Source organism: Streptomyces sp. TE5632 (genome assembly GCF_054061295.1).
Window position 1 is genome coordinate 1,164,641 of record NZ_JBSSEA010000003.1, and the last position, 23,244, is coordinate 1,187,884.

Consider the following 23,244-nt stretch of genomic DNA (forward strand, 5'->3'; position numbering starts at 1 on the left):
AGACCCATGCGCATTCAGGTGACACGCACCGGTGGATTCGCCGGTATCGAGCGGCAGGCCGAGGTGGACACCTCGGGACGGGCCGACGCGCCCGAGTGGCACGCCCTGGCCGAGGGGGCCGTGGCCACGGGCCGGGGTACGCCGCCGGCCGGGGTGCCGGACGGCTTCAGTTACCGGATCACGGTGGACGGGCGGTCGGTGTACTGCGCGGACCCCCGGCTGACCGAGGAACAGCGCACGCTGATCAGCAGAGTGCTCAAGGAGGGCGCGTAACCACCGTTCCCCGCAGGGGCGTTGACTTGGATCGCGGTCGGTGCGGATGATCCGTGCCATGGCGACGACGAACCCGATCCCCCGCTTCCCGGACGGCTTCCTGTGGGGCGTGTCGACCTCGGCGCACCAGATCGAGGGCGCGGTGGACGAACGCGAGCCGTCCGTGTGGGACGAGTTCAGCGCCGAGCCGGGGCGGGTGCGGGACGGCTCGACGGCGGCGGTGGCCTGTGACCACGTCCACCGCCACGGCGAGGACGTGGCGCTCCTGGCCGGGCTGGGGGTGGACGCGTACCGCTTCTCGGTCTCCTGGCCGCGGGTGCGGGCGAAGGGCGGCCTGGACTTCTACGACCGACTGGTCGACGACCTGTGTGCGGCGGGCGTGCGACCGGTGCCGACGCTGTTCCACTGGGATCTGCCGGCCGGCGTGGACTGGCTGGAGCGGAGCACGGCGGAGCGTTTCGCGCAGTACGTGTCCGAGGTCGCCGACCGGCTCGGCGACCGCGTGGCGCGCTGGATCACCCTCAACGAGCCCGCCGAACACACTTTGCTGGGCCATGCGTTGGGCGTCCACGCCCCTGGCCGAAAGCTTCTCCTCGACGCGCTGCCGGTGGCCCATCACCAACTCCTCGCGCACGGCCTGGCGGTACGCGCCCTGCGCGCGGCCGGTGCCGGCGACATCGGCATCGCCAACTCCCACGGCCCGGTCTGGCCGGCCGGCCCGGACCCGGCGGACGTGGCGGCGGCGGACTTCTACGACACGCTCCTGAACCGCCTGTTCGCCGACCCCGTACTGCTCGGCCGCTACCCGGACGGCATCGGCGAACTGATGCCGGGCGACGTCGAGGCGGACCTGGGGATCATCGCGGAGCCGGTCGACTGGTACGGCGTCAACTACTACGCGCCGACCCGGGTGGGCGCCCCGCAGGGCACCGAGACCGAGTTCGGCGGTGTCCGCATGCCGGCCGAACTCCCCTTCTCGGTAAGGGAGATCGAGGGGTATCCGGTGACGGACTTCGGCTGGCCGGTGGTCCCCGGGGCCCTGACCGAACTCCTCACCACCTTCCACGCCCGCTACGGCGACCGGCTCCCCCCGGTCGTCATCACCGAGAACGGCTGCTCCTACGAGGGCGTCGACGACCAGGCTCGCATCGTCTACCTCGACGGCCATGTCCGTGCCCTGCACCGGGCGTTGGAGGCGGGCGTGGACGTACGCGGCTACTTCGTGTGGTCCCTGATGGACAACTTCGAGTGGGCGGAGGGCTACACCCGCCGCTTCGGTCTGGTCCACGTGGACTTCGAGACCCTCGAGCGCACCCCGAAGGCGTCCTACGGCTGGTTCCGGGAGATGCTGCGCGAGCAGCATCTCTGACACCGCCGCCGCGTCAGAACCCCAGCCGCCGCAACTGCTTCGGATCCCGCTGCCAGTCCTTGGCGACCTTCACATGCAGGTCGAGGCTGCATCGACCTGCGGCTACCGCCGCGCGGCGGAGCACCGAGGAGAGCCTCGATCTGCTTGCGCGACTTGATGCCGACACCCCTCAAGCGCCCGCCGAAACACCCACTCGCGTCAGAACCCCAGCCGCCGCAACTGCTTCGGATCCCGCTGCCAGTCCTTGGCGACCTTCACATGCAGGTCGAGGAAGACGGGAGTGCCGAGGAGGGCCTCGATCTGCTTGCGTGACTTGATGCCGACGTCCTTCAGGCGCTTGCCCTTGGGGCCGATGACGATGCCCTTCTGGCTGGTGCGCTCGATGAACAGGTAGGCGTGGATGTCCAGGAGGGGCTTGTCGGCGGGGCGGTCCTCGCGGGGCAGCATCTCCTCCACGACCACGGCGATGGAGTGGGGCAGCTCGTCGCGGACGCCCTCCAGGGCGGCCTCGCGGATCAGCTCCGCCACCATGACCTGCTCGGGCTCGTCCGTCAGGTCGCCCTCGGGGTAGAGGGCGGGACCCTCGGGCATCAGCGGGACCAGCAGGTCGGCCAGCAGGTCGACCTGCTGGTCCGTGGTCGCCGACACCGGGACGATCTCCGCCCAGGTGATGCCCAGCTCCTGACCCAGCCGGTCGACGGCGATGAGCTGCTCGGCCAGGGTCTTGCTGTCCACCAGGTCGGTCTTGGTGACGATGGCGACCTTCGGGGTCTTCTTGATCCCGGCCAGTTCCTTGGCGATGAAGCGGTCACCGGGGCCGAGCTTCTGGTCCGCGGGAAGGCAGAAGCCGATCACGTCGACCTCGGCCCAGGTGGTGCGGACCACGTCGTTCAGCCGCTCGCCGAGCAGCGTGCGCGGCTTGTGCAGGCCGGGGGTGTCCACGAGGATCAGCTGCGCCTCGGGGCGGTGGACGATGCCGCGCACGGTGTGCCGGGTCGTCTGCGGCCGGTTGGAGGTGATCGCCACCTTCTGCCCGACCAGAGCGTTCGTGAGGGTGGACTTGCCCGCGTTGGGGCGGCCCACGAAGCAGGCGAAGCCGGCCCGGTGGACAGCTTCGGCGGGCTGCTCGGATGACTGGGTACGAACACTCATGCCGCCCATTCTCCCTGATCCCCGAGGCCCCGCCGTACCACCCGCCCGCACCGGTCCGGACACCCCACCGGTCCGGACACCCGGTGGGGTGCCCGGACCGGTGGGACTGGGGAGCGGCGGCCGGGGATCAGTCGAAGACGAACGGGCCCGGTGACTGCGGTCCGACGGCCGTGCACGTGATGGTGATGAAGCCGAACGCGGTCACCTTCAGCGTGCCGCCGAACGCCTCCAGGCTGTCGCCGGACGCCACGGTCCCGGAGAGCGGGCCGACCTCGAGGGCGTCCCCGGTCGCCATGGCCGGGTTCTTGGTGCCCTTGAAGACGGTGGTGCCGCCGCCGGCCTTGACCAGGGTGAGCTGCGAGACGAGCGAGTCCTTGCTGATCGCGAGGGGCGCGGTGACCGCGGAGGTGTTGATGGTGATGGTGGCGGACGTGCCGCTCTGGGTGGCCGTGAGGGTGGCGTCGCCACCGCCCCAGCTTCCGCAGTCGGCGTTGACGGTCGCCGTCCCGGGGGCGACGGCGGCGGCGGAGGGGGCGAAGGCGAGCCCGCAGGCCGCCACGGCGGCGACCAGCGACGCGCCGGTACCGATTCGTGTACCTCTCATGGAGTCCGGTTCCCTTTCCGTGGGGGGGGGGAAGCGCTCGGGCAGGTGGGAGCGGTGACGCTGCACGAGACGAAGGGCTCCGACGGGCCGGGTCTGACGGCCCGTCGGAATCAACGGTTCCATTGATGCGCGGGGGGCGAGGGAACGGCAAGGTGGAAATCCGGCCTATTTACCGCCGGTAACACCCCATGGGGCCGCCAGGGCAAGGGAAGCGGGAACGGGAGATCATCCCGCGGCGAGTGTCTCCCGGACCGTTCCGTCCGGGCCGGCCAGCAGCACCGGGGTTCCGGGGCCGCCGAGGTCCCGTACCGCCGCGAGGTCCGCGGCCGGCACCGATTCCTCCGTCGTCACCACGGCCGCCGCCTCCAGCGACTTCGCCCCGGACGCCACCGCCATCGCCACCGCCGTCTGCAGGGCGGTCAGCCGCAGGGAGTCCAGGGCCACGGTCCCCGCGACATAGGTCCGCCCGTTCTCGTCCCGTACGGCGGCCCCCTCGGGCACACCGTTACGGGCCCGCGCGGAACGGGCCAGGGTGACGATCTTGTGGTCCTCGGGGTCGAGCCCGCTGCTGTCGGTCATGGACCTGAGCATACGGAGCCCGGCTCAGGGGCGGTCGAGGCGGAGGCGGTCGGCGCGCGGCAGCCCCGCCACGACCAGGTCGTAGGAGTCCTCGACCAGCTCCCGGACCAGCCCGTCCGGGAGATCGCCGTCGACGGTCACCGTGTTCCAGTGCCGCTTGTTCAGGTGCCAGCCCGGGACGATCAGGCCGGGGTGCTCGGCGCGGAGCCGGATCGCGTCCTCAGGGTCGCACTTGAGGCTGACCGTCAGGGGCCACGCGTCCAGGGCCGTCAGTGCGAAGACCTTGCCCAGGATCTTGAAGACCGAGGTCTCCGGGTTGAACGGGAAGTCCTCCACGGTGGCGTTGAAGGAGAGACAGAGGGCACGCAGTTCCTCCGGGGTCATCGCGCCGGCTCCTCCTCCTCGTCCCGGGACGGGTCCGAGGGCTCCCCCGGGTCTCCCGGCGCCACCGGCTCCACCAGCACGGTGACGATCTTGTTGCGGCGCCCGGCCGCCGCCTCCGCCGTCAGCCGCAGCCGGCGCTCGTCGGGGAGGCCTGCCACGGCGGACGCGCCCGCGATCGGCACCCGGCCGAGCAGCTTGGCGAGCAGCCCGCCGACGGTCTCCACGTCCTCGTCGTCGTACTCCTCCAGGCCGTACAGCTCGCCGAGGTCGGTGATGTCGAGACGGGCGGTGACCCGGTAGCGGTCCTCGCCCAGCTCCTCCACCGGTGCGATCTCCCGGTCGTACTCGTCGGTGATCTCGCCGACGATCTCCTCGAGGATGTCCTCGATGGTGACGATGCCGGCGGTGCCGCCGTACTCGTCGATGACGACGGCGACGTGGTTGCGGTCCTTCTGCATCTCGCGCAGCAGATCGCCGGCGTTCTTGGTGTCGGGCACGAAGAACGCGGGCCGCATCGCCGTGGACACCAGCTCGCTCTCCGCGTCCCGGCTGATGTGCGTCTTGCGGGCCAGGTCCTTCAGGTACACGATGCCGACGATGTCGTCCTCGCTCTCGCCGGTCACCGGCATCCGGGAGAAACCGGAGCGCAGGGCGAGGGTGAGGGTCTGGCGGATGGTCTTGTAGCGCTCGACCATCACCAGGTCCGTCCGCGGGACCATGACCTCGCGGACCAGGGTGTCCCCCAGTTCGAAGACCGAGTGCACCATGCGGCGCTCCTCGTCCTCGATCAGCGACTCCTGCTCCGCGAGGTCGACCAGCGCGCGCAGTTCCGCCTCGGAGGCGAAGGGGCCGCGCCTGAAGCCCTTGCCGGGGGTGAGCGCGTTGCCGATGAGGATCAGCAGGGACGGGATCGGTCCCATGATCCTGGCCAGCGGCAGCAGCACGTACGCCGCCGCCGTGGCCGTGTTCATCGGGTGCTGGCGGCCGATGGTGCGCGGGGAGACGCCGACGGCGACGTACGAGACGAGGACCATGACCGCGATGGCGATCAGCAGGGCCTCGGCGGTGCCGTCGAACTGCCGGAGGCAGGCGTAGGTGACCAGCGCGGCGGCGGCCATCTCGCAGCCGACCCGGACCAGCAGCGCCACGTTGAGGTAGCGGGTGGGGTCGGCGGCGATCTTCGCGAGTCCGGCGCTGCCCCGGCGGCCGGAGCGCACGGCCTCCTCGGCGCGGAAGCCGGAGACGCGCGCGATGCCCGTCTCCGCGCAGGCGAACAGCCAGGCGACGACGATCAGGGCGATCGCGCCGAGGACGAGCCCGGGACTCATGACACGGTCGGGGCGGGGGACGGGCCTGTCATGCCCTTCTCCGCGCGCCAGCCGTCCACGATGGCGGCCTGCAGGCCGAACATCTCGGCCTTCTCGTCGGGCTCCTCGTGGTCGTAGCCCAGCAGGTGCAGCACACCGTGGACGGTGAGCAGTTGCAGCTCCTCGTCCATGGTGTGCCGCGTCGGCGCCTCGGCGCCCTGCCGGGCGGCGACCTCGGGGCACAGCACGATGTCGCCGAGCAGGCCCTGCGGGGGCTCGTCACCGTCCTTGGACGGCGGCCGCAACTCGTCCATCGGGAACGACATCACGTCGGTCGGGCCGGGCAGGTCCATCCACTGGATGTGGAGCTGTTCCATCGCTCCGGAGTCCACGACGATCACCGAGAGCTCGGAGAGCGGGTGGATGCGCATCCGGGTGAGCGCGTAGCGGGCGATGTCGAGGATCGCCTGCTCGTCGACCTCGGTTCCGGACTCGTTGTTGACGTCGATCGACATCTGCTGTTCGGTCTACTTCCCCTTGTGCCCGGACTTGCCCCGGCCGCCGCTCTTGTGCGTGCCGTTCTGGGTGCCGTGCTCGCTGTCGTACTGCTCGTACGCGTCGACGATACGGCCCACCAGCCGGTGGCGTACGACGTCGTGCGACGACAGCCGGGAGAAGTGGACGTCCTCGACGCCCTCCAGGATCTCCTGCACCTGGCGCAGGCCGGACTTGGTCCCGCTCGGCAGGTCGACCTGGGTGACGTCACCCGTGATCACGATCTTCGAGTCGAAGCCGAGCCGGGTGAGGAACATCTTCATCTGCTCGGGGCTGGTGTTCTGCGCCTCGTCCAGGATGATGAAGGCGTCGTTGAGCGTCCGGCCGCGCATGTACGCCAGCGGGGCGACCTCGATCGTGCCCGCGGCCATCAGGCGCGGGATGGAGTCGGGGTCGAGCATGTCGTGCAGGGCGTCGTAGAGCGGGCGCAGGTACGGGTCGATCTTCTCGTAGAGGGTGCCGGGCAGGAAGCCCAGGCGCTCTCCGGCCTCGACCGCGGGGCGGGTCAGGATGATGCGGTTGACCTGCTTGGACTGCAGGGCCTGCACCGCCTTGGCCATGGCGAGATAGGTCTTGCCGGTACCGGCGGGACCGATGCCGAAGACGACGGTGTGCTTGTCGATCGCGTCCACATAGCGCTTCTGGTTGAGCGTCTTGGGGCGGATCGTGCGGCCGCGCGAGGACAGGATGTTCTGTGTGAGCACCTGGGCCGGGGTCTCCTGGCCGTCGCTCTCCCCGTTCTCGCTCGCCTTCAGCATGGCGATCGAGCGTTCCACCGCGTCCTCCGTCATCGGCTGCCCGGTGCGCAGCACCAGCATCATCTCGTCGAAAACGCGCGAGACGAGGGCGACTTCGGCGGCATCGCCGACCGCACTGATCTCATTGCCCCGGACATGGATGTCGGCTCCCGGGAAGGCCTTCTCGATCACGCGCAGAAGGGAGTCGCCGGAACCCAGCACGGTCACCATGGGGTGTTTGGCCGGGACGGTGAACTGCACTCTCGCCTGCTCCTGCGCGGGGGTCTGAGCTGTGGGTGTCTGAGTCATGGGCCGGCGCTGAAGGCCTGCGATTCCTCCTCGTCAGGGCCGCGCAGCTGAGGGCGGCCTCGCGACTCCCAGGGTACGACGCGGCGGTGACAACCCCGTAGGCCTTTTACCGGCGGGGTGGTTGCGGACGAGCGGGGAGGAGGTGACGGCCGGTGGCGGCGGGGGCGGCGGGCGTCAGGTGGACCGGCCGAAGCCGATGGTGGGGACCGCTCTGCGGAGGGGCCAGGGGCGGACCAGGCCGTCGGGGATCAGGTCCGCGAGGAACGCGTACCGGCTCAGGGCGGCCGGGTCCTGGCTCTCGACGGACTGGACCTCGCGCCACCAGGCCGCGATCTCCGACCAGCCGGGCGCCGACAGGGAGCCGCCGAACTCCTGGACGGAGAGGGCCGCGGTCAGGCCGGCGAAGCCGAGGCGGTCGGCGAGCGGCCAGCCGGCCAGGCTGCCGGTGACGAAGCCCGCCACGAAGACGTCCCCGGCGCCGGTCGGGTCGAGGGCCTCGACGGCGATGGCGGGCACCTCGGCGCTCTCCCCGGTGCGCCGGTCCACGGCGTACGCCCCGTCCGCGCCGAGGGTGACCACCGCGACCGGCACGTACTCGGTGAGGGCGTGCGCGGCGGCGCGGGGGCAGTCGGTGCCGGTGTAGCGCATGGCTTCCTCGGCGTTCGGCAGGAACGCCTCGCAGTGCCGCAGGTCGGGCAGTGCGGCGAGGTCCCACAGGCCGGTGTCGTCCCAGCCGACGTCGCCGAAGATCCTGGTCCCCTGCCGCGCGGCGTGGGCGATCCAGGGTTCGCTGCGGCCCGGGGTGAGGGAGGCGACCGCTCCCCGCGCGCGGGGCGGGCAGGGCGACAGGTCCGCGCCGGGCGGGAGCCGCTTGCCGCTGGTGGAGGCCGGCCGGTGGGAGGGCTCCTCCGGGGGCGGTTCGTGGCCATGGGTGACCATGGTGCGCTCCCCCTCGTAGGCCATGGAGACGGTGACCGGGGAGTGCCAGCCGGGCACGGTGCGCGACGCGGAGAGGTCGATGGCCTCGCCCTGCTCCAGGGCGTCCCAGCAGTACTCCCCGTAGTGGTCGTCGCCGAAGGCCGCCGCGAGGGAGGTGCGCAGGCCGAGGCGGGCGAGGGCGGTGGCCATGTTGGCGACGCCGCCGGGGCTCGACCCCATCCCGCGCGCCCAGGACTCGGTCCCGCGCACCGGGGCGGAGTCGAGCCCGGTGAAGATGATGTCGAGGAAGACGGTGCCGGTGAGGTAGACGTCCCAGGGCGGGTCGTCGGGTGTGCGCAGCGCGGCGAGCGGGTCGACGTGGGGCACGCAGTGCGCCCCCGCCGGGGTCCCGCTGTGGCTGATGACGCCCCGCGTGGTGCTGTCGTCGATTCCCTCTCCGGATGACGTGGTGGACGCCTTCACGATGCGCTCCCTGGCCTGGTGCGGTTCTGGCCAGTGTGCACCACCCCACGGACGACCCGCCGCCCGTCACGGCCGTCACGTTCGGGGGCGCCTCACCTCACCGGCTCACCAGCGGGGCACCGTCGGGGTGACCCACGCGGGGTCGGTGACCCGCATGGCCGCCGCGTCGTCGCGGTCGCGGAGCGCGCCGTCGTCCGCCAGCCACCGCCGGTGCAGGGCGGCGAGCCGGTCGTGGTCGAGGGTGACGCCCAGGCCGGGGGCGTCGGACACCCGCACGGTGCCGTCCTCGAAGGTGAGGCGTTCGGTGAGCACGTCCTCGGACTGCCAGGGGTAGTGGGAGTCGCAGGCGTGGTGCAGGTTCGGCACGGTGGCCGCGACGTGGGTCATCGCGGCGAGGCTGATGCCGAGGTGGGTGTTGGAGTGCATGGAGACGCCCACGCCGAAGGTGCGGCAGACGGCGGCGAGGTGCAGTGTGTTGCGCAGTCCGCCCCAGTAGTGGTGGTCGGAGAGGACGACCTGGACGGCGTCCGTGGTGAACGCCTCCTTGATCTCGGGGAAGGTCGTCACGCACATGTTGGTGGCGAGCGGCACGCCCGCCCGTCGCCCACCCCCACCCTTGTCCGAGGCGCTTCGCGCCGCCCCTCTCAACCGCGCGGCGACCTCGGCCATGGCGGGGGTGCCGAGCGTCGGGTCCTCCAGGTACTCCAGGAGCCCGCCGATCTCCTCGGCCACCCGGACCGAGGTCTCGACGGACCAGGCGCCGTTGGGGTCGAGCCGCAGCGGGTGGCCGGGAAAGGCCTCGGCGAGGGCGCGGACTGCGGCGATCTCCTCCTCGGGCGGGAAGACGCCGCCCTTGAGCTTGAACGAGGTGAAGCCGTACCGCTCCTTGAGGGCACGGGCCTGCGCGACGACGCCGGCCGGGTCCAGGGCGGCGCCCCAGTCGTCCTTCTCGGCGGTGACGCCCTCGGGGTGGTCGGCGTACCGGTAGAAGAGGTACGCGCTGTACTCCACGGCGTCGCGGACCTTGCCGCCGAGCAGTGCGTGCACGGGCAGTCCGAGCGCCTTGCCGAGGGCGTCGAGGCAGGCGACCTCGAAGGCGGAGGCGATGGACAGCCGCAGCTTGTCGGCGGTCTGCACACCGCGCAGCCCGCCGACGTCGACGGCGTTCTCGACCCGGGAGGCCGCCACGGAGACCTCGTCCAGGAGCGTGAAGAGGCCGTTCACATCCGTGACCTGGCGTCCCTTCAGCTGCTCGGCGAAGGGAGGGGCGAGTTCCAGGTACTTGGTGTCGCCGTAGGTCTCCCCCACGCCGGTGGTCCCGTCCGCCGTGACGATCTCGACGATCAGCCGGGGCGTGTACGGCTGGTGCACTCCCTGGGTGTTCAGCAGCGGCGGGTCGGCGACCAGGATCGGCGTGAGCCGCACCTCGGTGACGGTCAGGTCGCGGGTGGTCGGCACGGTCACGGGGCAGCTCCTACGAGGTCCAGGCCGGTGGCGGGCGGGGGGCCTTGCGGTCGGCGGGGCCGGCGGGCGGGAGGCGCCGTCCCCGTTGCCGCACCGAGACCCACCCGCGCCGTCTCCCCATACGAACGTCACCCATGCATGGGAACAGAGGTTAAATAGGCGAACAGGGGCCGTCAATGGGAACTGCGGGAGCTGCCAGAACTGCCGAACTACGGGAAGACGTAGGCCTCCACCTCGGCGAGGTAGCGCGCCCGGCGTTCCTCGTCGTCGTCCAGGAACGCGGCGAGGAAGGAGTTGCGGGCCAGTTCGCGCAGCCGCTCCGGGCCGAGACCGAGCGTGTCGCGCACCGCGTCGAAGTTGTCCCCGGCGTAGCCGCCGAAGTAGGCCGGGTCGTCGGAGTTCACCGTGCACAGCAGGCCGGCGTCGAGCATCGCGGGCAGCGGGTGGTCGGCGAGGGTGTCCACGGTGCGCAGCCGGACGTTGGACAACGGGCACAGGGTCAGCGGAACGCGGTCCCGCACCAGCCGCTCCACCAGCACCGGGTCCTCCACGCAGCGCAGTCCGTGATCGACCCGTTCGACGCCGAGGACGTCCAGCGCCTCGGTGATGTACTCCGGCGGCCCCTCCTCACCGGCGTGCGCCACCCGCCGCAGTCCGAGCGCGGCGGCCGCCTCGTACACCTCGCGGAACTTCGCCGGCGGGTGTCCGACCTCGGCCGAGTCGAGGCCGACACCGGTGATCCGGTCCAGGTGGGGCTTGGCTGCGTCCAGGGTCGCCAGGGCCGACTCGGCGGACTCGTCCCGCAGGAAGCACATGATCAGCCGGGTCGACACGCCGTGCGTCCGCTCCCCGCGTTCCAGGGCCCGCCACAGCCCGTCGACCACCGTGTCCATGGCGACACCCCGGGACAGATGGGCCTGCGGGTCGAAGAAGATCTCCGCGTGCCGCACACCCTGGGCGGCGGCGCGGGCCAGGTAGGCGTCGGCGAGGTCCTCGAAGTCCCGCTCGGTGCGCAGCACCGTCATGAGTTCGTAGTACAGGTTCAGGAACGACTGGAGGTCCTCGAACCGGTACGCCTCGCGCAGGGCGCCGGTGTCGGCGTAGGGCAGTTCGACGCCGTTGCGTGCGGCGAGGGCGAAGGCGAGCTCGGGCTCGAGGGTGCCTTCGATGTGAAGGTGCAGTTCGGCTTTGGGTACGGGCATCGAAATATCGTACGGCGATCTCACCGGCGCTTGGGGAGCGGTACTCGCAGCAGATCGCGCGCCACGGTCAGTTCCCCCTCGTACCCGGCGGCCCGCGCCTGCCGTTCGAACTCCTCCGGGTCGCCGTAGCGCTGGCTGAAGTGGGTGAGCACCAGATGCCGCACGCCCGCGTCCCGCGCCACCCGGGCCGCCTGACCTGCCGTCAGATGCCCGTGCTCGACGGCGAGTTCCTCGTCCTCGTCGAGGAACGTGGACTCGATGACGAGCAGGTCGCAGTCCTCGGCCAACGCGTACACCCCCGCACAGAGCCGGGTGTCCATGACGAACGCGAACCGCTGGCCGCGCCGCACCTCGCTCACGTCCTCCAGCGGGACCCCGTCGAGCGTGCCCTCGCGCTGGATGCGGCCGACGTCCGGGCCCTTGATGCCGTGCGCGGCGAGCCGGTCGGGCAGCATCCGCCGCCCGTCGGGTTCGACCAGCCGGTAGCCGTACGACTCCACGGGGTGCGACAGCTTCCGCGCCTCCAGGGTGTACCCGGCGGTGCGGGCGAGCGGGCCGTCGGCGCCGACCGGTGCCTCGGTGATGCCGACCGTCTCACGGTAGGCGGTGGCGTAGCGCAGCCGGTCGAAGAAGCGCTGCCCGGAGCCCGGGTAGTGGGCGGTGACCGGGTGCGGCACCCGGTCGAGGTTGATGCGCTGGATCACTCCGGCGAGACCGAGCGAGTGGTCGCCGTGGAAGTGGGTGACGCAGATCCGGTTCAGGTCGTGCGCGGCGACCCCGGCGCGCAGCATCTGGCGCTGGGTGCCCTCGCCGGGGTCGAACAGGATGCCCTCACCGTCCCAGCGCAGCAGATAGCCGTTGTGGTTGCGGTGGCGGGTGGGAACCTGGCTGGCGGTGCCGAGCACCACCAGTTCGCGTACGGACAAGAGAGCTACTGCCTATCCGGGCGGCCAGTGGAGACCGCGGCCGCCCAGGACGTGGGCGTGGGCGTGCCAGACGGTCTGCCCGGCGCCGCTGCCGGTGTTGAAGACGATGCGGTGGCTCTCCAGCTGCTCCTGGTCCGCGACGGCCTGGGCCTCACGCAGGATGTCCGCCGCGACCTGGGGAGCGGCCACGGCCAGGGCCGCCGCGTCCTTGTGGTGCGCCTTCGGGATCACCAGGACGTGCGTGGGCGCCTGCGGGTTGATGTCGCGGAAGGCGACGGTGGTGTCCGTCTCCCGGACGATCGTCGCCGGGATCTGCCCTGCGACGATCTTGCAGAACAGGCAGTCGTCCTGCGGTTCCCCTGCCATGGGTGTGCCTCCTCGCGCCGGGTTGATCGCCTACCCGGCATCGTATCCGTCACACCGTCGCGCCGGACGCTTCGGTCACCTCGGCCGCTTCGGCTTCTTCGGTTGTCTCGGTTTCCTCGGTTGCTTCGGCCGCATCGGTCGCCTCCGTCAGCTCGGTCACGTCGGTCACGTCGGTCACGTCGGTCACGTCGGTCACGTCGGTCACGTCGGTCACGTCGGTCAGGACAGCGTCGGCGGCGTCTTCGCCGGTGTCTCCTCGAGCGCGGCCAGCGCCAGCCGTACCGCCTCGTCCAGTTGGACGTCCCGCCCCGCCGCGTGGTCCTGCGGGCGCTGCACCACCTCGACGTCCGGGTCCACGCCGTGGTTCTCCACGCCCCAGCCGTACCCCTCCAGCCAGAAGGCGTACTTGGGCTGGGTGACGAGGGTGCCGTCGACGAGCCGGTAGCGGCTGTCGATGCCGATGACGCCGCCCCAGGTGCGGGTGCCGACGACCGGGCCGATGCCGAGCGCCTTGATCGCCGCGTTGACGATGTCGCCGTCGGAGCCGGAGAACTCGTTGGCGACGGCGACCACGGGACCGCGCGGCGCGTCCTGCGGGTAGCTGTCCGGACGCATGCCGCGCGGCACGCCCCAGCCGACGATCCGCCGGGCCAGCTTCTCGACGACGAGCTGGGAGGTGTGCCCGCCGCGGTTCTCCCGGACGTCGACGACCAGGCCCTCGCGGGTCACCTCGACCCGCAGGTCGCGGTGGATCTGGGCCCAGCCGGGGGCCTGCATGTCGGGCACGTGGATGTAGCCGAGCCGGCCGCCGGACAGTTCGTGGACGTGGGCCCGCCGGTCGGCGACCCAGGCGTGGTAGCGCAGCGGCTCCTCGTCGGCGACGGGGACGACGACCGCGTGCCGCGGGTCCCCGCCGCCGGCCGGGGAGACGGTCAGCTCGACCGGTTTGCCCGCGGTGCCGACCAGCAGCGGCGCCGGTCCGGCCACCGGGTCGACCGGCTGTCCGGCCACGGCGACGATCGCGTCACCGGTACGGATCGCGACGCCGGGCGCGGCCAGCGGGGAGCGGCCCTGCGGATCGGAGGTCTCCGCGGGCAGGATCCGGTCGACGCGCCAACTGCCGTCTTCGTGACGGGAGATGTCCGCGCCGAGCAGGCCCTGCCGGGCGCCGCCGCCGTAGCCGCCGCTCGGTGTGACGTAGGCGTGCGAGGTGCCGAGTTCGCCCTGCACCTCCCAGAGGAGGTCGACCAGGTCGTCGTGGGTGGCGAGCCGGTCGAGGACGGGCCGGTAGCGGTCGAGGACGCCGTCCCAGTCGACGCCGTTCATGTCCGGCCGCCAGTAGTTGTCCCGCATGATGCGGCCGGCCTCGTCGAACATCTGCCGCCACTCGGCGGCCGGGTCGACGAACTGGCGCACCCGGTCGAGGTCGACGGTGATGTTGCTGTCGCTGTCGTCGTCGTTCGACGCGCGCCGGTCGCTGGGGACGACCTTCAGCCGCCCGTCGGTCCACAGCAGCACCCGCTTGCCGTCGCCGCTGACCTCGAAGTGGTCGGCGTCCACGGCAAGGTGCTCGATGCGCTGCTGGGCGAGGTCGTAACGCTCCAGCTCCGTCTTGGGATCGGGGTCGTCGGGGGTGGCCCTGGAGGCGCCGAGCACGCCGCGCACCGGGTGCCGCAGCCACAGCACCCCGTCCTTGGCGGCGCGCAGGTTGGAGTAGCGGGCGGCCTCGACCGGGAACGGCACGATCCGGTCGGCCAGCCCCTCGAGGTCGATACGGGTGGTCGGGGTGCCCTCGCTGTCGGGGGTCTCGTCCCGGTCCGGCGTCTCGAAGGGACGGCCGTGCCGCTGCGGGCCGAACGGGGACGGCGTCGTCGCGGCGAGGGTGATCAGGTGCGGGCGGTCGCCCTCGACGAAGGCGAGGTCGAAGACGTACTCGTCGTAGACGGGGTCGAAGGAGCGGGTCGACAGGAAGGCGAGGTGCTTGCCGTCGAGGGTGAACGCGGGCGCGTAGTCCTGGAAGCGCAGCGGGGTCGCCTCGGTGACCGACAGGTCGGTGGTGTCGGCGAGCCGCAGCTGGCTGAGCGGGCGGGGGCCGGGGTGGGACCAGGCGAGCCAGGCGGAGTCGGGCGAGAAGGTCAGCCCGGAGACGTCGCCGTGCTCGCTGCGGTCGACCTCGCGGACCTCGCCGGTCTCCCGCTCGACGAGCAGGAGACGGCCGTCGTGCGAGGCGACCGCGGCGCGGCTGCCGTCGGGGGCCATGGCGAGGCCCAGGACGCGGCCGAGCTGTCCGGCGGCGATCCGGCGCGGGGTCGCTCCGGGGGCGAGGCCGGTGGCGGGGGCGAACTCCAGGGCGTCGTCGCCGTCGGCGTCCGTCACCCACACCACCCATTCCTCGCCGTCCGCGCGGAAGGTGCGCGGGCGGCGGGCCCGTACGCCGGGGGTGGCGGCGAGCGCGCGGGCGGGGCCGGCGCGGTGGGTGACCCAGTGGACGGTGCCGCGCACGCAGACGGCGCTGCCGCGCGCGGTGTGGTCGGGGGAGGCGGAACCGAACCAGCGGGCGGCGTTCACCGGGAACGGCTGGAGGTCGACGCGCTGCCCGCCGAGCCGGATGTCGAGCCGACGCGGCTCGGCCCCGTCCAGGTCGTCGAGGATCCACAGTTCACCGGCGCAGGAGTACACGACGCGGGTGCCGTCGGTGGCGGCGTGCCGGGCGTAGAAACCCCCGAGGGGGGTGTGCCGGCGCAGGTCGGACCCGTCGGCGAGGGAGGAGTACAGCGCACCGGTGCCCTCGTGGTCAGAAAGGAAGGCAAGCCTGTCACGCACCCACAGCGGGTACTCGATGTTCCCGTCGAGGTCGCCGTGCAGCCGGACGAACTCCCCCGGGCCGTCAGCAGTGTTGCCCGCGCCGTCGCCGGTGTCCCGGGGGTTCTGCTCGATCCACAGCTTGCCCGCCGTGCCGCCCCGGTAGCGCTTCCACGAGGCGGCCTCGCGGCCCATCGTCGCGGACAGCAGGACCGTGCGCGGCCCGTGGGCGACGTCGCCGACGGGGCCGTACGGCAGGGTGGTGGCGGGTCCGCCGTCGAGGGGGATCGCGCGGGCCCAGGTGCGGCGCAGACTGGCCTGGCCCTCGGTGCTGAGTGCGAGGACCTTCCCGTCCGGGGTCCAGCCGCGCACCTGGGTCTTCCCGCTCCCCCAGTACGTCAGACGTCGGCCGGGGCCGCCCTCGACGGGCGCGATGTGCACCTCGGGAGCACCGTCACGGGTGGAGGTCCAGGCGACGGTGGTTCCGTCGGGCGAGATACGGGGGAGCGTCACCGGCACGTTGTCGGCGCTCACCCGCCAGGCCCGGCCGCCGTCGAGCGGGGCGAGCCACACGTCGTCCTCGGCGGTGAAGGCGACCAACTCGCCGTGCGGATGCGGGAACCGGAGATACGCGGCGGGGGCGACCGATGCAGACTGTGTCACTCGATCACCCTACGCACGCGGGGTCGGCCTGGACAGAGGTTTGGATCACTTGCCCTCGACGGGGCGACAGGACGGGTACTGCTCGCACCACACGGTCGTGGTGACCGTCACGGTGACGGTGGGCCGCGGGCCGCGGTTCGTGGGCTCGCCCACGGCGGGCGGGCTGGTGGCGTCGCAGTCGCCCAGGCCGTCGACCCGGAACCACTGCTTGCCGTCCACTTTCGCGGTGATGTCCCCGCGCACACAGGCGCCGTCGACGGCATGGGTGATCTTCCCGGTGACGGTGATCTCCTTGCCGTCCTCGGTCTCCCCGTCGCAGTCCACGGTGGCCACGGTGTCCTCGCTCGCGGACCGCGACGGCGCGCCGTCCTGGTTCCCGTAGGAGGCGGTGCAGCTGAGCCAACGCACCCCGGCTTTCTGCCGGTTGAGCTCCCGGGTGACCGTCTCGTCGGTCGTGTACGCCACCGCCGCCGTGCCGGCCGAACCCGGCTCGCACGCCACGGCCCCGCCCACGACGACCACGACGAACCCGACGGCCGGCACCGCCCGCCGCCACCGCGTCCCGCCCCGAACCCACCTCAATGCCCCCATGCCCGGCAGCCTGCCACCGCCCCACGCGTGACGGTAGGGCGCATACGGCCACTCCTCACTACCGTGGAGCGATGCGCAGCGGACGCCGGCCCAGAAGACTCGTCGTGGACGGGACCACCGCGGGCGAAACGGTCGCCCACCTGTGGTCGGTGCGTCATCGGCACCGTACCGACGGGCCCTGCCAGGAGGTGCTCACGCTGACCCGGGAGGGGGCGACGGCAACGGCCCACCTGGTGTTCCGGGGCGGCGAGGGGCGTCTCGTCCCCGACGGCTTCCTGCATTCCGGGGCCGTGGCCCTCGGCGGGCATCCGGCGCTCAACCTGCACGAGCCCGGTGTCGTACGGGCCTTCGTCTACGAGGCGGCCCGGCGCGGGCTGCTCACCGGGGCCGCGGATCCGGACGGCTGGGAACTGTTCCCGGCGGTCGCCGCCGCCCGCGCGGCGGACGGCTGACGGTCGGCGGCCCCGCGGCTGACGGCGAACGGGGCCGTCAGGACCAGCGGCCCGTGCGGGCCAGCAGGACGGCCGTGGCGGCGGTGCCCGCGGTGGAGGTGCGCAGGACGCTGCGGCCCAGGCGGTAGGGCGTGGCTCCGGCCTGCGCGAAGAGCGTCAACTCCTCCGGCGAGACCCCGCCTTCGGGGCCGACGACCAGCACGATGCTGCCGGAGCCGGGGAGTTCGGCGGTCGCGAGGGGTTCGGTGCCGCTCTCGTGGAGCACGGCGGCGAAGTCGGCTTCGGCGAGAAGTGAGGCAACCTGCTTGGTCGTCGCCGCGTCCGCGACCTCCGGGAAGCGCGCCCGGCGGGACTGCTTGCCGGCCTCCCGGGCCGTCGCCCGCCATTTGGCGAGGGACTTCAGTCCGCGCTCGCCCTTCCACTGCGTGATGCAGCGCGCCGCGGACCACGGCACGATCGCGTCGACGCCGACCTCGGTCATCGTCTCCACGGCCAGCTCGCCCCGGTCGCCCTTGGGCAGCGCCTGGACGACGGTGAGCCGGGGCGACTCCACGGGCTCCTCGACTACGTCCCCGAGGCGCACGATCAGCCGGTCCTTGCCCTCGGTGCCGGTCACCTCGCCCTCGGCCCTGCGGCCGGCGCCGTCGGTGAGAACGACGTTCTCACCGGCCCGCAGCCGCTTCACGGAGACGGCGTGCCGCCCCTCGGGGCCGTCGAGCACATGGTGTCCGGAACCGTCCGTGTCGAAGTGCTCCACCACGAAGACCGGCGCGGTCATCCGGCACCCCCCGCCGACAACACCGTCCGGGCGGCGGCGAGTTCGGCGACCAGCACCTCCACCAGCTGCCCGGCGGGCAGCTCCCGGGCCATCCGGTGGCCCTGTCCCGCCCACAGTGCCATGCCCTGCGCGTCCCCCGCCTTGGCGGCGGCCCTGCGCAGCGGCGCGGCGAGATGGTGGACGTCCGGGTAGGCGGCGGGCGCGTACGGGCCGTGTTCGCGCAGGAACCGGTTGACCAGGCCGCGGGCCGGGCGTCCCGAGAAGGCGCGGGTCAGTTCGGTGCGGGCGTAGAGGGGGTTGGTCAGCGCCTGCTTGTGCAGGGCGTGCGCGCCGGACTCGTGGGTGGCGGCGAAGGCGGTGCCGAGCTGGGCCGCCCAGGCGCCGGCCGCGAGCACCGCGGCGATCTGGCTGCCGCGCATGATGCCGCCGGCGGCGATGATCGGGATGCCCACCGTCTCCCGCACTTCGGCGACCAGGGACAGCAGTCCGATGCCGGAGCCGTCGTTCTCCGGGAGGTCCCGGTGGGTGCCCTGGTGGCCGCCGGCCTCGACGCCCTGCGCGATCACCGCGTCGGCGCCCGCCCGCTCCACGGCCCGCGCCTCCTCGGCGGTGGTGGCGGTGGCCAGGGTGAACGTGCCGACGCGGCGCAGGGAGTCCAGGACCTCACGGGTCGGCACACCGAAGTGGAACGACACCACCGGCACCGGGTTGTCGAGCAGTACGGCGAGTTTGGCGTCGTAGCCGTCGTCGCGGCCGCTGTCGGGGTCGCCGAGCTCGGTCTCGTACCAGGAGGCCTCACCGGCCAGCTGGTGGGCGTAGACGCCGACGGCGGCCGGGTCGGGGGTCTCGGGTTGCGGCATGAAGACGTTGACGCCGAACGGGTGGCCGGTCAGTCCGCGCAGCTGCTTGATCTCCTGGTACATCCCGTCCGCGGTCTTGTACCCGGCGGCCAGGAAACCGAGCCCGCCCGCCTCGGAGACGGCCGCGGCGAGCTGCGGCACGGAGACACCGCCCGCCATGGGGGCCTGCACGACGGGGTGCGGAAGGAGATCGGTGAGCGCCAAGGACATGACGGCATGTTGCCACGTCCTTCGGACATCTCCGAATCGGGGCTTAATCGGCCCTTGCCCTGGGCACAGGCCATGTCCGGAGCACCTTCAGGGCGGCTCCCGGGGCACCGCGGGAGCCGTTTCCGGCCCCCGCGCGCAGCACCGTCGGTGTCGTCCGTCAGCGCCCGTTGAAGGCGTCCTTCAAGCGGGAGAACAGCCCCTGCTGCCCAGGCTGACCGCACCCACCCGGGGGACGACCCCCGGACCCCCCGGCACAACCACCGACGTCCGTGTCAGCGCCCGTTGAAGGCGTCCTTCAACCGGGAGAACAGCCCCTGCTGCCCAGGCTGGAACTGGCCCAGCGGGCGCTCCTCGCCGCGGAGCTTGGCGAGTTCGCGCAGCAGGCGTTCCTGTTCGGGGTCGAGCTTGCTCGGGGTCTGCACCTCGACGTGCACGATGAGGTCGCCCCGGCCGCCGCCGCGCAGATGCGTGACGCCCCGGCCGTGCAGCGGGATCGACTGGCCGGACTGGGTGCCGGGCCGGATGTCGACCTCCTCCATTCCGTCCAGCGTCTCCAGCGGCACTTTGGTGCCGAGGGCGGCCGCCGTCATCGGGATGGTGACCGTGCAGTGCAGGTCGTCGCCGCGCCGCTGGAAGGTGCTGTGCGGCAGCTCGTGGATCTCGACGTACAGGTCGCCGGCGGGACCGCCGCCGGGGCCGACCTCGCCCTCGCCGGCCAGCTGGATCCGGGTGCCGTTGTCGACACCGGCCGGGATCTTCACGGTCAGGGTGCGGCGGGAGCGGACGCGTCCGTCGCCGGCGCACTCCGGGCACGGGTTCGGGACGACGGTGCCGAAGCCCTGGCACTGCGGGCAGGGGCGCGAGGTCATGACCTGGCCCAGGAAGGACCTGGTGACCTGCGAGACCTCACCGCGGCCGCGGCACATGTCACAGGTCTGCGCAGCGGTTCCCGGCGCGGCGCCCTCACCGCTGCACGTGGTGCACACGATCGCCGTGTCGACCTGGATGTCCTTGGTCGTGCCGAACGCGGCCTCGTCCAGCTCGACCTCGATCCGGATCATCGCGTCCTGGCCGCGGCGGGTGCGCGAGCGCGGACCGCGCTGCGACGCCGTGCCGAAGAACGCGTCCATGATGTCGGAGAAGTTCCCGAAGCCGCCCGCGCCGAAGCCACCCGCGCCGCCGCCGGCCCCGGCCTGCTGGAGCGGGTCGCCGCCGAGGTCGTAGACCTGCTTCTTCTGCGGGTCCGACAGCACCTCGTAGGCGGCGTTGATCTCCTTGAACCGCTCCTGGGTCTTCGGATCCGGGTTGACGTCCGGATGCAGCTCGCGGGCGAGCCGCCGGAAGGCCTTCTTGATCTCCTCCTGCGAAGCGTCGCGGCGCACGCCGAGTACGGCGTAGTAGTCCGTGGCCACTACGACTCCGCCAGGATCTGTCCGACGTACCGTGCCACTGCGCGTACCGCTCCCATCGTTCCTGGGTAATCCATGCGGGTCGGACCGACCACGCCGAGCTTGGCAACAGCCTCGCCGCCCGAACCGTAGCCCACCGACACCACTGAGGTGGAGTTGAGTCCCTCGTGGGCGTTCTCATGACCGATACGCACGGTCACGCCCGGATCCTTCGCCTCACCCAGCAGCTTGAGAAGCACGACCTGCTCCTCGAGCGCCTCCAGTACGGGCCGGATCACAAGGGGAAAGTCATGTCCGAAGCGGGTCAGATTGGCGGTACCGCCGATCATCAGCCGCTCCTCGTTGTCCTCGACGAGCGTCTCCAGGAGGGTGGAGAGCACGGTCGAGACCGTACCGCGCTCCTCGGGGTCGAAGGCCTCGGGGAGATCCTCGACGAGAGACGGTACATCGGTGAAACGGCGGCCCGCGACACGGCTGTTGAGCCGCGCCCGCAGATCCCCCAGGGTCGCCTCGCCGAGGGGCGCCGGACAGTCGATCATGCGCTGCTCGACCCGCCCGGTGTCCGTGATCAGCACCAGCATGGCGCGCGCGGGCGCCATCGGGAGCAGCTCCACGTGCCGCACGGTCGAGCGGGTCAGCGACGGGTACTGCACGACGGCGACCTGCCGGGTCAGCTGCGCGAGCAGCCGCACCGTGCGGGCCACGACGTCGTCCAGGTCGACGGCGCCCTCGAGGAAGTTCTGGATGGCGCGCCGCTCGGGCGCGGTCATCGGCTTGACGCCGGCGAGCTTGTCCACGAAGAGCCGGTAGCCCTTGTCGGTGGGGATGCGCCCGGCGCTGGTGTGCGGCTGGGCGATGAACCCCTCGTCCTCCAGGGCCGCCATGTCGTTGCGCACGGTGGCCGGGGAGACGCCCAGGTTGTGCCGCTCGGTGAGGGCCTTGGAGCCGACGGGCTCCTCGGTTCCGACGTAGTCCTGAACGATGGCGCGCAACACCTGGAGCCTGCGTTCACTGAGCATGGCGCACACCTCCAGAAGCCTTTCGCCGGTCCGTTCCCTGAATGTCCTGGCACTCTTCGCACGCGAGTGCCAGACTTCCCCGCCCAGTGTACGGCCGGTGGGTACACCCCGGGCAAGGCCGGTACCGGGCCGTCGCACCGGGGAGCCGTGGGCGGTTAGCGTCGCGGTATGACGGTGAGTTGGGAAGAGTCGGGGTGGGAACGGCTGGCGCCGGGAGTGGGCCGGTGCCGGTTGCCGGTGTGGGACTGCACGGCGGGGCTCGTCGTCGGAGCGGGTGCGGCGCTGCTCGTGGACGCCGGTTCGAGCCTGGGCGAGGGCGCCCGGTTGCGGGCACGGGCGCAGGCGCTCGCCGGTGGGCGTGTGACACATCTCGCGCTCACCCACCCCCATTTCGACCATGTGCTGGGGGCGGCGGTGTTCGCGGGCGCGGAGGTGTTCGGCGCGGTGGGCCTGGACACGGTGCTGGCGCGGGGACGCGAGGAGCTGCGCGCGGACGCGGAGCGCGAGGGTCTGGACGCGCGGGCGGCGGAGGAGGCCGTGGACGCGCTGACACTGGTCCGCCCCCGGCACACGGTGTCCGGCGAGTGGACGCTCGACCTGGGCGGCGGACGGCAGGCGCTCCTCGCGAACGTGGGGCCCGGGCACACCGCCCACGATCTGGCGGTGCTGGTGCCCGGCGACCCGGAGGTGGTCTTCTGCGGCGACCTGGTGGAGGAGTCCGGCGATCCGCAGGCCGGCCCCGACGCCGTCCCGTCGCGGTGGCCGGCCGCCCTGGACCGGCTGCTCGCCCTGGGCGGCGAGGACGCGGTGTACGTGCCCGGTCACGGAGCGGTGGTGGACGCGGCGTTCGTACGGGCCCAACGCGACGCCCTCGCGGCTCGTTTCGGCGTGTCGGGCTGACCCTTCGGCCGAACGGGGGCCCGGTTCTCCTATCGTCATCAGAATGCGCCAGTACTCCCCTGACCTGACCCCTGGGTGGAAGAAGTCCCGGCCCGTCCCCGAGGTTCCGGCCGAGCCCGGTCTGGTGGTGGAGGAGCCCGGCAGCGGATTCTGCGGCGCGGTGATCCGCTGCGAGGCGGGCACGGTGACCCTGGAGGACCGCTTCGGCAAGCACCGGGTCTTCCCGCTGGAACCGCGCGGCTTCCTGCTGGAGGGCCGCACGGTGACGCTGGTGCGGCCCGCCGCGGGCCCGGCGCGTCCGGCCCGTACGGCATCCGGTTCGGTGGCCGTCCCGGGCGCACGCGCGCGCGTGGCGCGCGCCGGCCGCATCTACGTCGAGGGCCGCCACGACGCCGAACTGGTCGAGAAGGTGTGGGGCGACGACCTGCGCATCGAGGGCGTGGTCGTGGAGTACCTGGAGGGCGTCGACGACCTGCCGTCGCTCGTCGACGCGTTCGCGCCGGGCCCGGACGCGCGGCTGGGCGTCCTGGTGGACCACCTGGTGCCGGGCTCCAAGGAGTGGCGCATCGCGGAGTCGGTCACCAGCGAGCACGCCCTGGTGGTGGGTCACCCGTACATCGACGTCTGGGAGGCCGTGAAGCCGTCGTCCCTGGGCATCGAGGCGTGGCCCCGGGTACCGCACGGCCAGGACTGGAAGACGGGGGTGTGCCGGGCACTGGGCTGGCGCGTGGCCAACACCGGGGAGGCGTGGCAGCGGATCCTCGGCTCGGTGCACTCGTACCGGGACCTGGAACCGGCGCTGTTGGGCAGTGTGGAACGGCTCATCGACCATGTGACCGTGCCCTGAGTACTGTCCAGTCGTTGACAGGCCGGGCCTGGTGGGCTGCTCTCCGCCGCTGCGGAGATGGTCCGTCGATCAGCTCGTCGACCCG

24 protein-coding genes are annotated in these 23,244 nt (G+C 72.2%); 5 read left to right on the plus strand and 19 right to left on the minus strand.

The features are described from left to right. Positions 1-6: 6 nt before the first annotated feature. Positions 7-273, plus strand: a complete 267-nt coding sequence (locus tag ACVW19_RS10525) for a protealysin inhibitor emfourin (protein WP_384209772.1) — start codon at positions 7-9, stop codon at positions 271-273. A gap of 58 nt (positions 274-331) precedes the next feature. Then, positions 332-1,642, plus strand: a complete 1,311-nt coding sequence (locus tag ACVW19_RS10530) for a GH1 family beta-glucosidase (protein WP_457458658.1) — start codon at positions 332-334, stop codon at positions 1,640-1,642. Positions 1,643-1,840: 198 nt separating this feature from the next. Here ACVW19_RS10530 and era read toward each other — a convergent pair whose 3' ends face one another. The 15 genes from era to ACVW19_RS10605 form a co-directional block, all read right to left on the minus strand. After that, entirely contained in the window at positions 1,841-2,794 is a 954-nt protein-coding gene (era, locus tag ACVW19_RS10535; protein ID WP_457458660.1) for a GTPase Era, read from the minus strand. A 127-nt stretch (positions 2,795-2,921) separates the two neighbouring features. Then, on the minus strand, positions 2,922-3,398 hold the full coding sequence (locus ACVW19_RS10540; protein WP_202280410.1) for a hypothetical protein: 477 nt from the start codon (positions 3,396-3,398) through the stop codon (positions 2,922-2,924). A gap of 225 nt (positions 3,399-3,623) precedes the next feature. Continuing rightward, complete coding sequence (locus ACVW19_RS10545; RefSeq protein WP_457458663.1) at positions 3,624-3,977, minus strand: cytidine deaminase; 354 nt, start codon at positions 3,975-3,977, stop codon at positions 3,624-3,626. A gap of 24 nt (positions 3,978-4,001) precedes the next feature. After that, on the minus strand, positions 4,002-4,361 hold the full coding sequence (locus ACVW19_RS10550; protein ID WP_457458665.1) for an MmcQ/YjbR family DNA-binding protein: 360 nt from the start codon (positions 4,359-4,361) through the stop codon (positions 4,002-4,004). Next, entirely contained in the window at positions 4,358-5,689 is a 1,332-nt protein-coding gene (locus ACVW19_RS10555; protein ID WP_457458667.1) for a hemolysin family protein, read from the minus strand. Before ACVW19_RS10555 ends, ACVW19_RS10550 begins: the two co-directional genes overlap by 4 nt. Next, positions 5,686-6,183 carry an rRNA maturation RNase YbeY gene (gene ybeY / locus ACVW19_RS10560; protein WP_457458669.1) on the minus strand — a complete coding sequence of 166 codons (498 nt, stop codon included), beginning with the start codon at positions 6,181-6,183 and terminating at the stop codon, positions 5,686-5,688. Before ybeY ends, ACVW19_RS10555 begins: the two co-directional genes overlap by 4 nt. A gap of 12 nt (positions 6,184-6,195) precedes the next feature. After that, the gene (locus tag ACVW19_RS10565) at positions 6,196-7,269 is read right to left on the minus strand and encodes a PhoH family protein (protein ID WP_457458671.1); all 1,074 of its coding nucleotides are present in this window, start codon (positions 7,267-7,269) and stop codon (positions 6,196-6,198) included. A gap of 174 nt (positions 7,270-7,443) precedes the next feature. Further along, positions 7,444-8,610, minus strand: coding sequence for a carbohydrate kinase family protein (locus ACVW19_RS10570; RefSeq protein ID WP_457464536.1), 1,167 nt, complete (start codon positions 8,608-8,610; stop codon positions 7,444-7,446). Between the two features lie 165 nt (positions 8,611-8,775). Continuing rightward, a complete protein-coding gene (locus ACVW19_RS10575) occupies positions 8,776-10,128 on the minus strand; it encodes a glucarate dehydratase family protein (RefSeq protein ID WP_457464538.1) in 1,353 nt (450 codons plus the stop codon). Between the two features lie 215 nt (positions 10,129-10,343). Beyond that, positions 10,344-11,336, minus strand: a complete 993-nt coding sequence (locus ACVW19_RS10580) for an adenosine deaminase (RefSeq protein WP_457458673.1) — start codon at positions 11,334-11,336, stop codon at positions 10,344-10,346. Between the two features lie 20 nt (positions 11,337-11,356). After that, on the minus strand, positions 11,357-12,262 hold the full coding sequence (locus tag ACVW19_RS10585; RefSeq protein WP_457458675.1) for a ribonuclease Z: 906 nt from the start codon (positions 12,260-12,262) through the stop codon (positions 11,357-11,359). Between the two features lie 12 nt (positions 12,263-12,274). Further along, positions 12,275-12,628: a histidine triad nucleotide-binding protein gene (locus ACVW19_RS10590; RefSeq protein WP_457458677.1), complete on the minus strand. Its 354-nt coding sequence runs from the start codon at positions 12,626-12,628 to the stop codon at positions 12,275-12,277. 49 nt (positions 12,629-12,677) lie between these two features. Then, positions 12,678-12,842, minus strand: coding sequence for a hypothetical protein (locus tag ACVW19_RS10595; RefSeq protein WP_457458678.1), 165 nt, complete (start codon positions 12,840-12,842; stop codon positions 12,678-12,680). 5 nt (positions 12,843-12,847) lie between these two features. Continuing rightward, positions 12,848-16,093, minus strand: coding sequence for a S41 family peptidase (locus tag ACVW19_RS10600; protein WP_457458680.1), 3,246 nt, complete (start codon positions 16,091-16,093; stop codon positions 12,848-12,850). Between the two features lie 45 nt (positions 16,094-16,138). Next, positions 16,139-16,684, minus strand: a complete 546-nt coding sequence (locus ACVW19_RS10605) for a hypothetical protein (RefSeq protein WP_457458682.1) — start codon at positions 16,682-16,684, stop codon at positions 16,139-16,141. Positions 16,685-16,755: 71 nt separating this feature from the next. Here ACVW19_RS10605 and ACVW19_RS10610 point away from each other — a divergent pair, with 71 nt between their 5' ends. Then, entirely contained in the window at positions 16,756-17,136 is a 381-nt protein-coding gene (locus ACVW19_RS10610) for a hypothetical protein (protein WP_457458684.1), read from the plus strand. A 37-nt stretch (positions 17,137-17,173) separates the two neighbouring features. On the opposite strand, the gene ACVW19_RS10615 is transcribed toward ACVW19_RS10610, so the two are convergent. From ACVW19_RS10615 to hrcA, 4 genes are all read right to left on the minus strand, one after another. Next, positions 17,174-17,914 (minus strand): 16S rRNA (uracil(1498)-N(3))-methyltransferase, encoded by a 741-nt coding sequence (locus tag ACVW19_RS10615; RefSeq protein ID WP_457458686.1) that lies wholly within the window; start codon positions 17,912-17,914, stop codon positions 17,174-17,176. Beyond that, positions 17,911-18,984, minus strand: coding sequence for a nitronate monooxygenase (locus tag ACVW19_RS10620; RefSeq protein WP_457458688.1), 1,074 nt, complete (start codon positions 18,982-18,984; stop codon positions 17,911-17,913). Before ACVW19_RS10620 ends, ACVW19_RS10615 begins: the two co-directional genes overlap by 4 nt. A 272-nt stretch (positions 18,985-19,256) precedes the next feature. Continuing rightward, positions 19,257-20,396: a molecular chaperone DnaJ gene (gene dnaJ, locus ACVW19_RS10625; protein ID WP_457458690.1), complete on the minus strand. Its 1,140-nt coding sequence runs from the start codon at positions 20,394-20,396 to the stop codon at positions 19,257-19,259. Continuing rightward, on the minus strand, positions 20,396-21,412 hold the full coding sequence (hrcA, locus tag ACVW19_RS10630; protein ID WP_457458692.1) for a heat-inducible transcriptional repressor HrcA: 1,017 nt from the start codon (positions 21,410-21,412) through the stop codon (positions 20,396-20,398). The genes dnaJ and hrcA overlap by 1 nt, the downstream gene beginning before the upstream one ends. Positions 21,413-21,580: 168 nt before the next feature. Between hrcA and ACVW19_RS10635 the strand changes: the two genes are divergently transcribed. Both ACVW19_RS10635 and ACVW19_RS10640 read left to right on the plus strand, forming a co-directional pair. After that, positions 21,581-22,312 (plus strand): MBL fold metallo-hydrolase, encoded by a 732-nt coding sequence (locus tag ACVW19_RS10635; RefSeq protein ID WP_457458694.1) that lies wholly within the window; start codon positions 21,581-21,583, stop codon positions 22,310-22,312. A gap of 43 nt (positions 22,313-22,355) precedes the next feature. Then, a complete protein-coding gene (locus ACVW19_RS10640; protein WP_457458695.1) occupies positions 22,356-23,159 on the plus strand; it encodes a DUF3097 domain-containing protein in 804 nt (267 codons plus the stop codon). Positions 23,160-23,244: the final 85 nt, after the last annotated feature.

What these genes read in the sequence shown, in the direction of transcription:
- ACVW19_RS10525 (WP_384209772.1), top strand. Translation starts at nt 7, where the DNA reads ATGCGCATTCAGGTGACACGCACCGGTGGATTCGCCGGTATCGAGCGG.
- ACVW19_RS10530 (WP_457458658.1), top strand. Translation starts at nt 332, where the DNA reads ATGGCGACGACGAACCCGATCCCCCGCTTCCCGGACGGCTTCCTGTGG.
- era (WP_457458660.1), bottom strand. Translation starts at nt 2,794, where the DNA reads ATGAGTGTTCGTACCCAGTCATCCGAGCAGCCCGCCGAAGCTGTCCAC.
- ACVW19_RS10540 (WP_202280410.1), bottom strand. Translation starts at nt 3,398, where the DNA reads ATGAGAGGTACACGAATCGGTACCGGCGCGTCGCTGGTCGCCGCCGTG.
- ACVW19_RS10545 (WP_457458663.1), bottom strand. Translation starts at nt 3,977, where the DNA reads ATGACCGACAGCAGCGGGCTCGACCCCGAGGACCACAAGATCGTCACC.
- ACVW19_RS10550 (WP_457458665.1), bottom strand. Translation starts at nt 4,361, where the DNA reads ATGACCCCGGAGGAACTGCGTGCCCTCTGTCTCTCCTTCAACGCCACC.
- ACVW19_RS10555 (WP_457458667.1), bottom strand. Translation starts at nt 5,689, where the DNA reads ATGAGTCCCGGGCTCGTCCTCGGCGCGATCGCCCTGATCGTCGTCGCC.
- ybeY (WP_457458669.1), bottom strand. Translation starts at nt 6,183, where the DNA reads ATGTCGATCGACGTCAACAACGAGTCCGGAACCGAGGTCGACGAGCAG.
- ACVW19_RS10565 (WP_457458671.1), bottom strand. Translation starts at nt 7,269, where the DNA reads ATGACTCAGACACCCACAGCTCAGACCCCCGCGCAGGAGCAGGCGAGA.
- ACVW19_RS10580 (WP_457458673.1), bottom strand. Translation starts at nt 11,336, where the DNA reads ATGCCCGTACCCAAAGCCGAACTGCACCTTCACATCGAAGGCACCCTC.
- ACVW19_RS10590 (WP_457458677.1), bottom strand. Translation starts at nt 12,628, where the DNA reads ATGGCAGGGGAACCGCAGGACGACTGCCTGTTCTGCAAGATCGTCGCA.
- ACVW19_RS10605 (WP_457458682.1), bottom strand. Translation starts at nt 16,684, where the DNA reads ATGGGGGCATTGAGGTGGGTTCGGGGCGGGACGCGGTGGCGGCGGGCG.
- ACVW19_RS10610 (WP_457458684.1), top strand. Translation starts at nt 16,756, where the DNA reads ATGCGCAGCGGACGCCGGCCCAGAAGACTCGTCGTGGACGGGACCACC.
- ACVW19_RS10615 (WP_457458686.1), bottom strand. Translation starts at nt 17,914, where the DNA reads ATGACCGCGCCGGTCTTCGTGGTGGAGCACTTCGACACGGACGGTTCC.
- ACVW19_RS10620 (WP_457458688.1), bottom strand. Translation starts at nt 18,984, where the DNA reads ATGTCCTTGGCGCTCACCGATCTCCTTCCGCACCCCGTCGTGCAGGCC.
- hrcA (WP_457458692.1), bottom strand. Translation starts at nt 21,412, where the DNA reads ATGCTCAGTGAACGCAGGCTCCAGGTGTTGCGCGCCATCGTTCAGGAC.
- ACVW19_RS10635 (WP_457458694.1), top strand. Translation starts at nt 21,581, where the DNA reads ATGACGGTGAGTTGGGAAGAGTCGGGGTGGGAACGGCTGGCGCCGGGA.
- ACVW19_RS10640 (WP_457458695.1), top strand. Translation starts at nt 22,356, where the DNA reads ATGCGCCAGTACTCCCCTGACCTGACCCCTGGGTGGAAGAAGTCCCGG.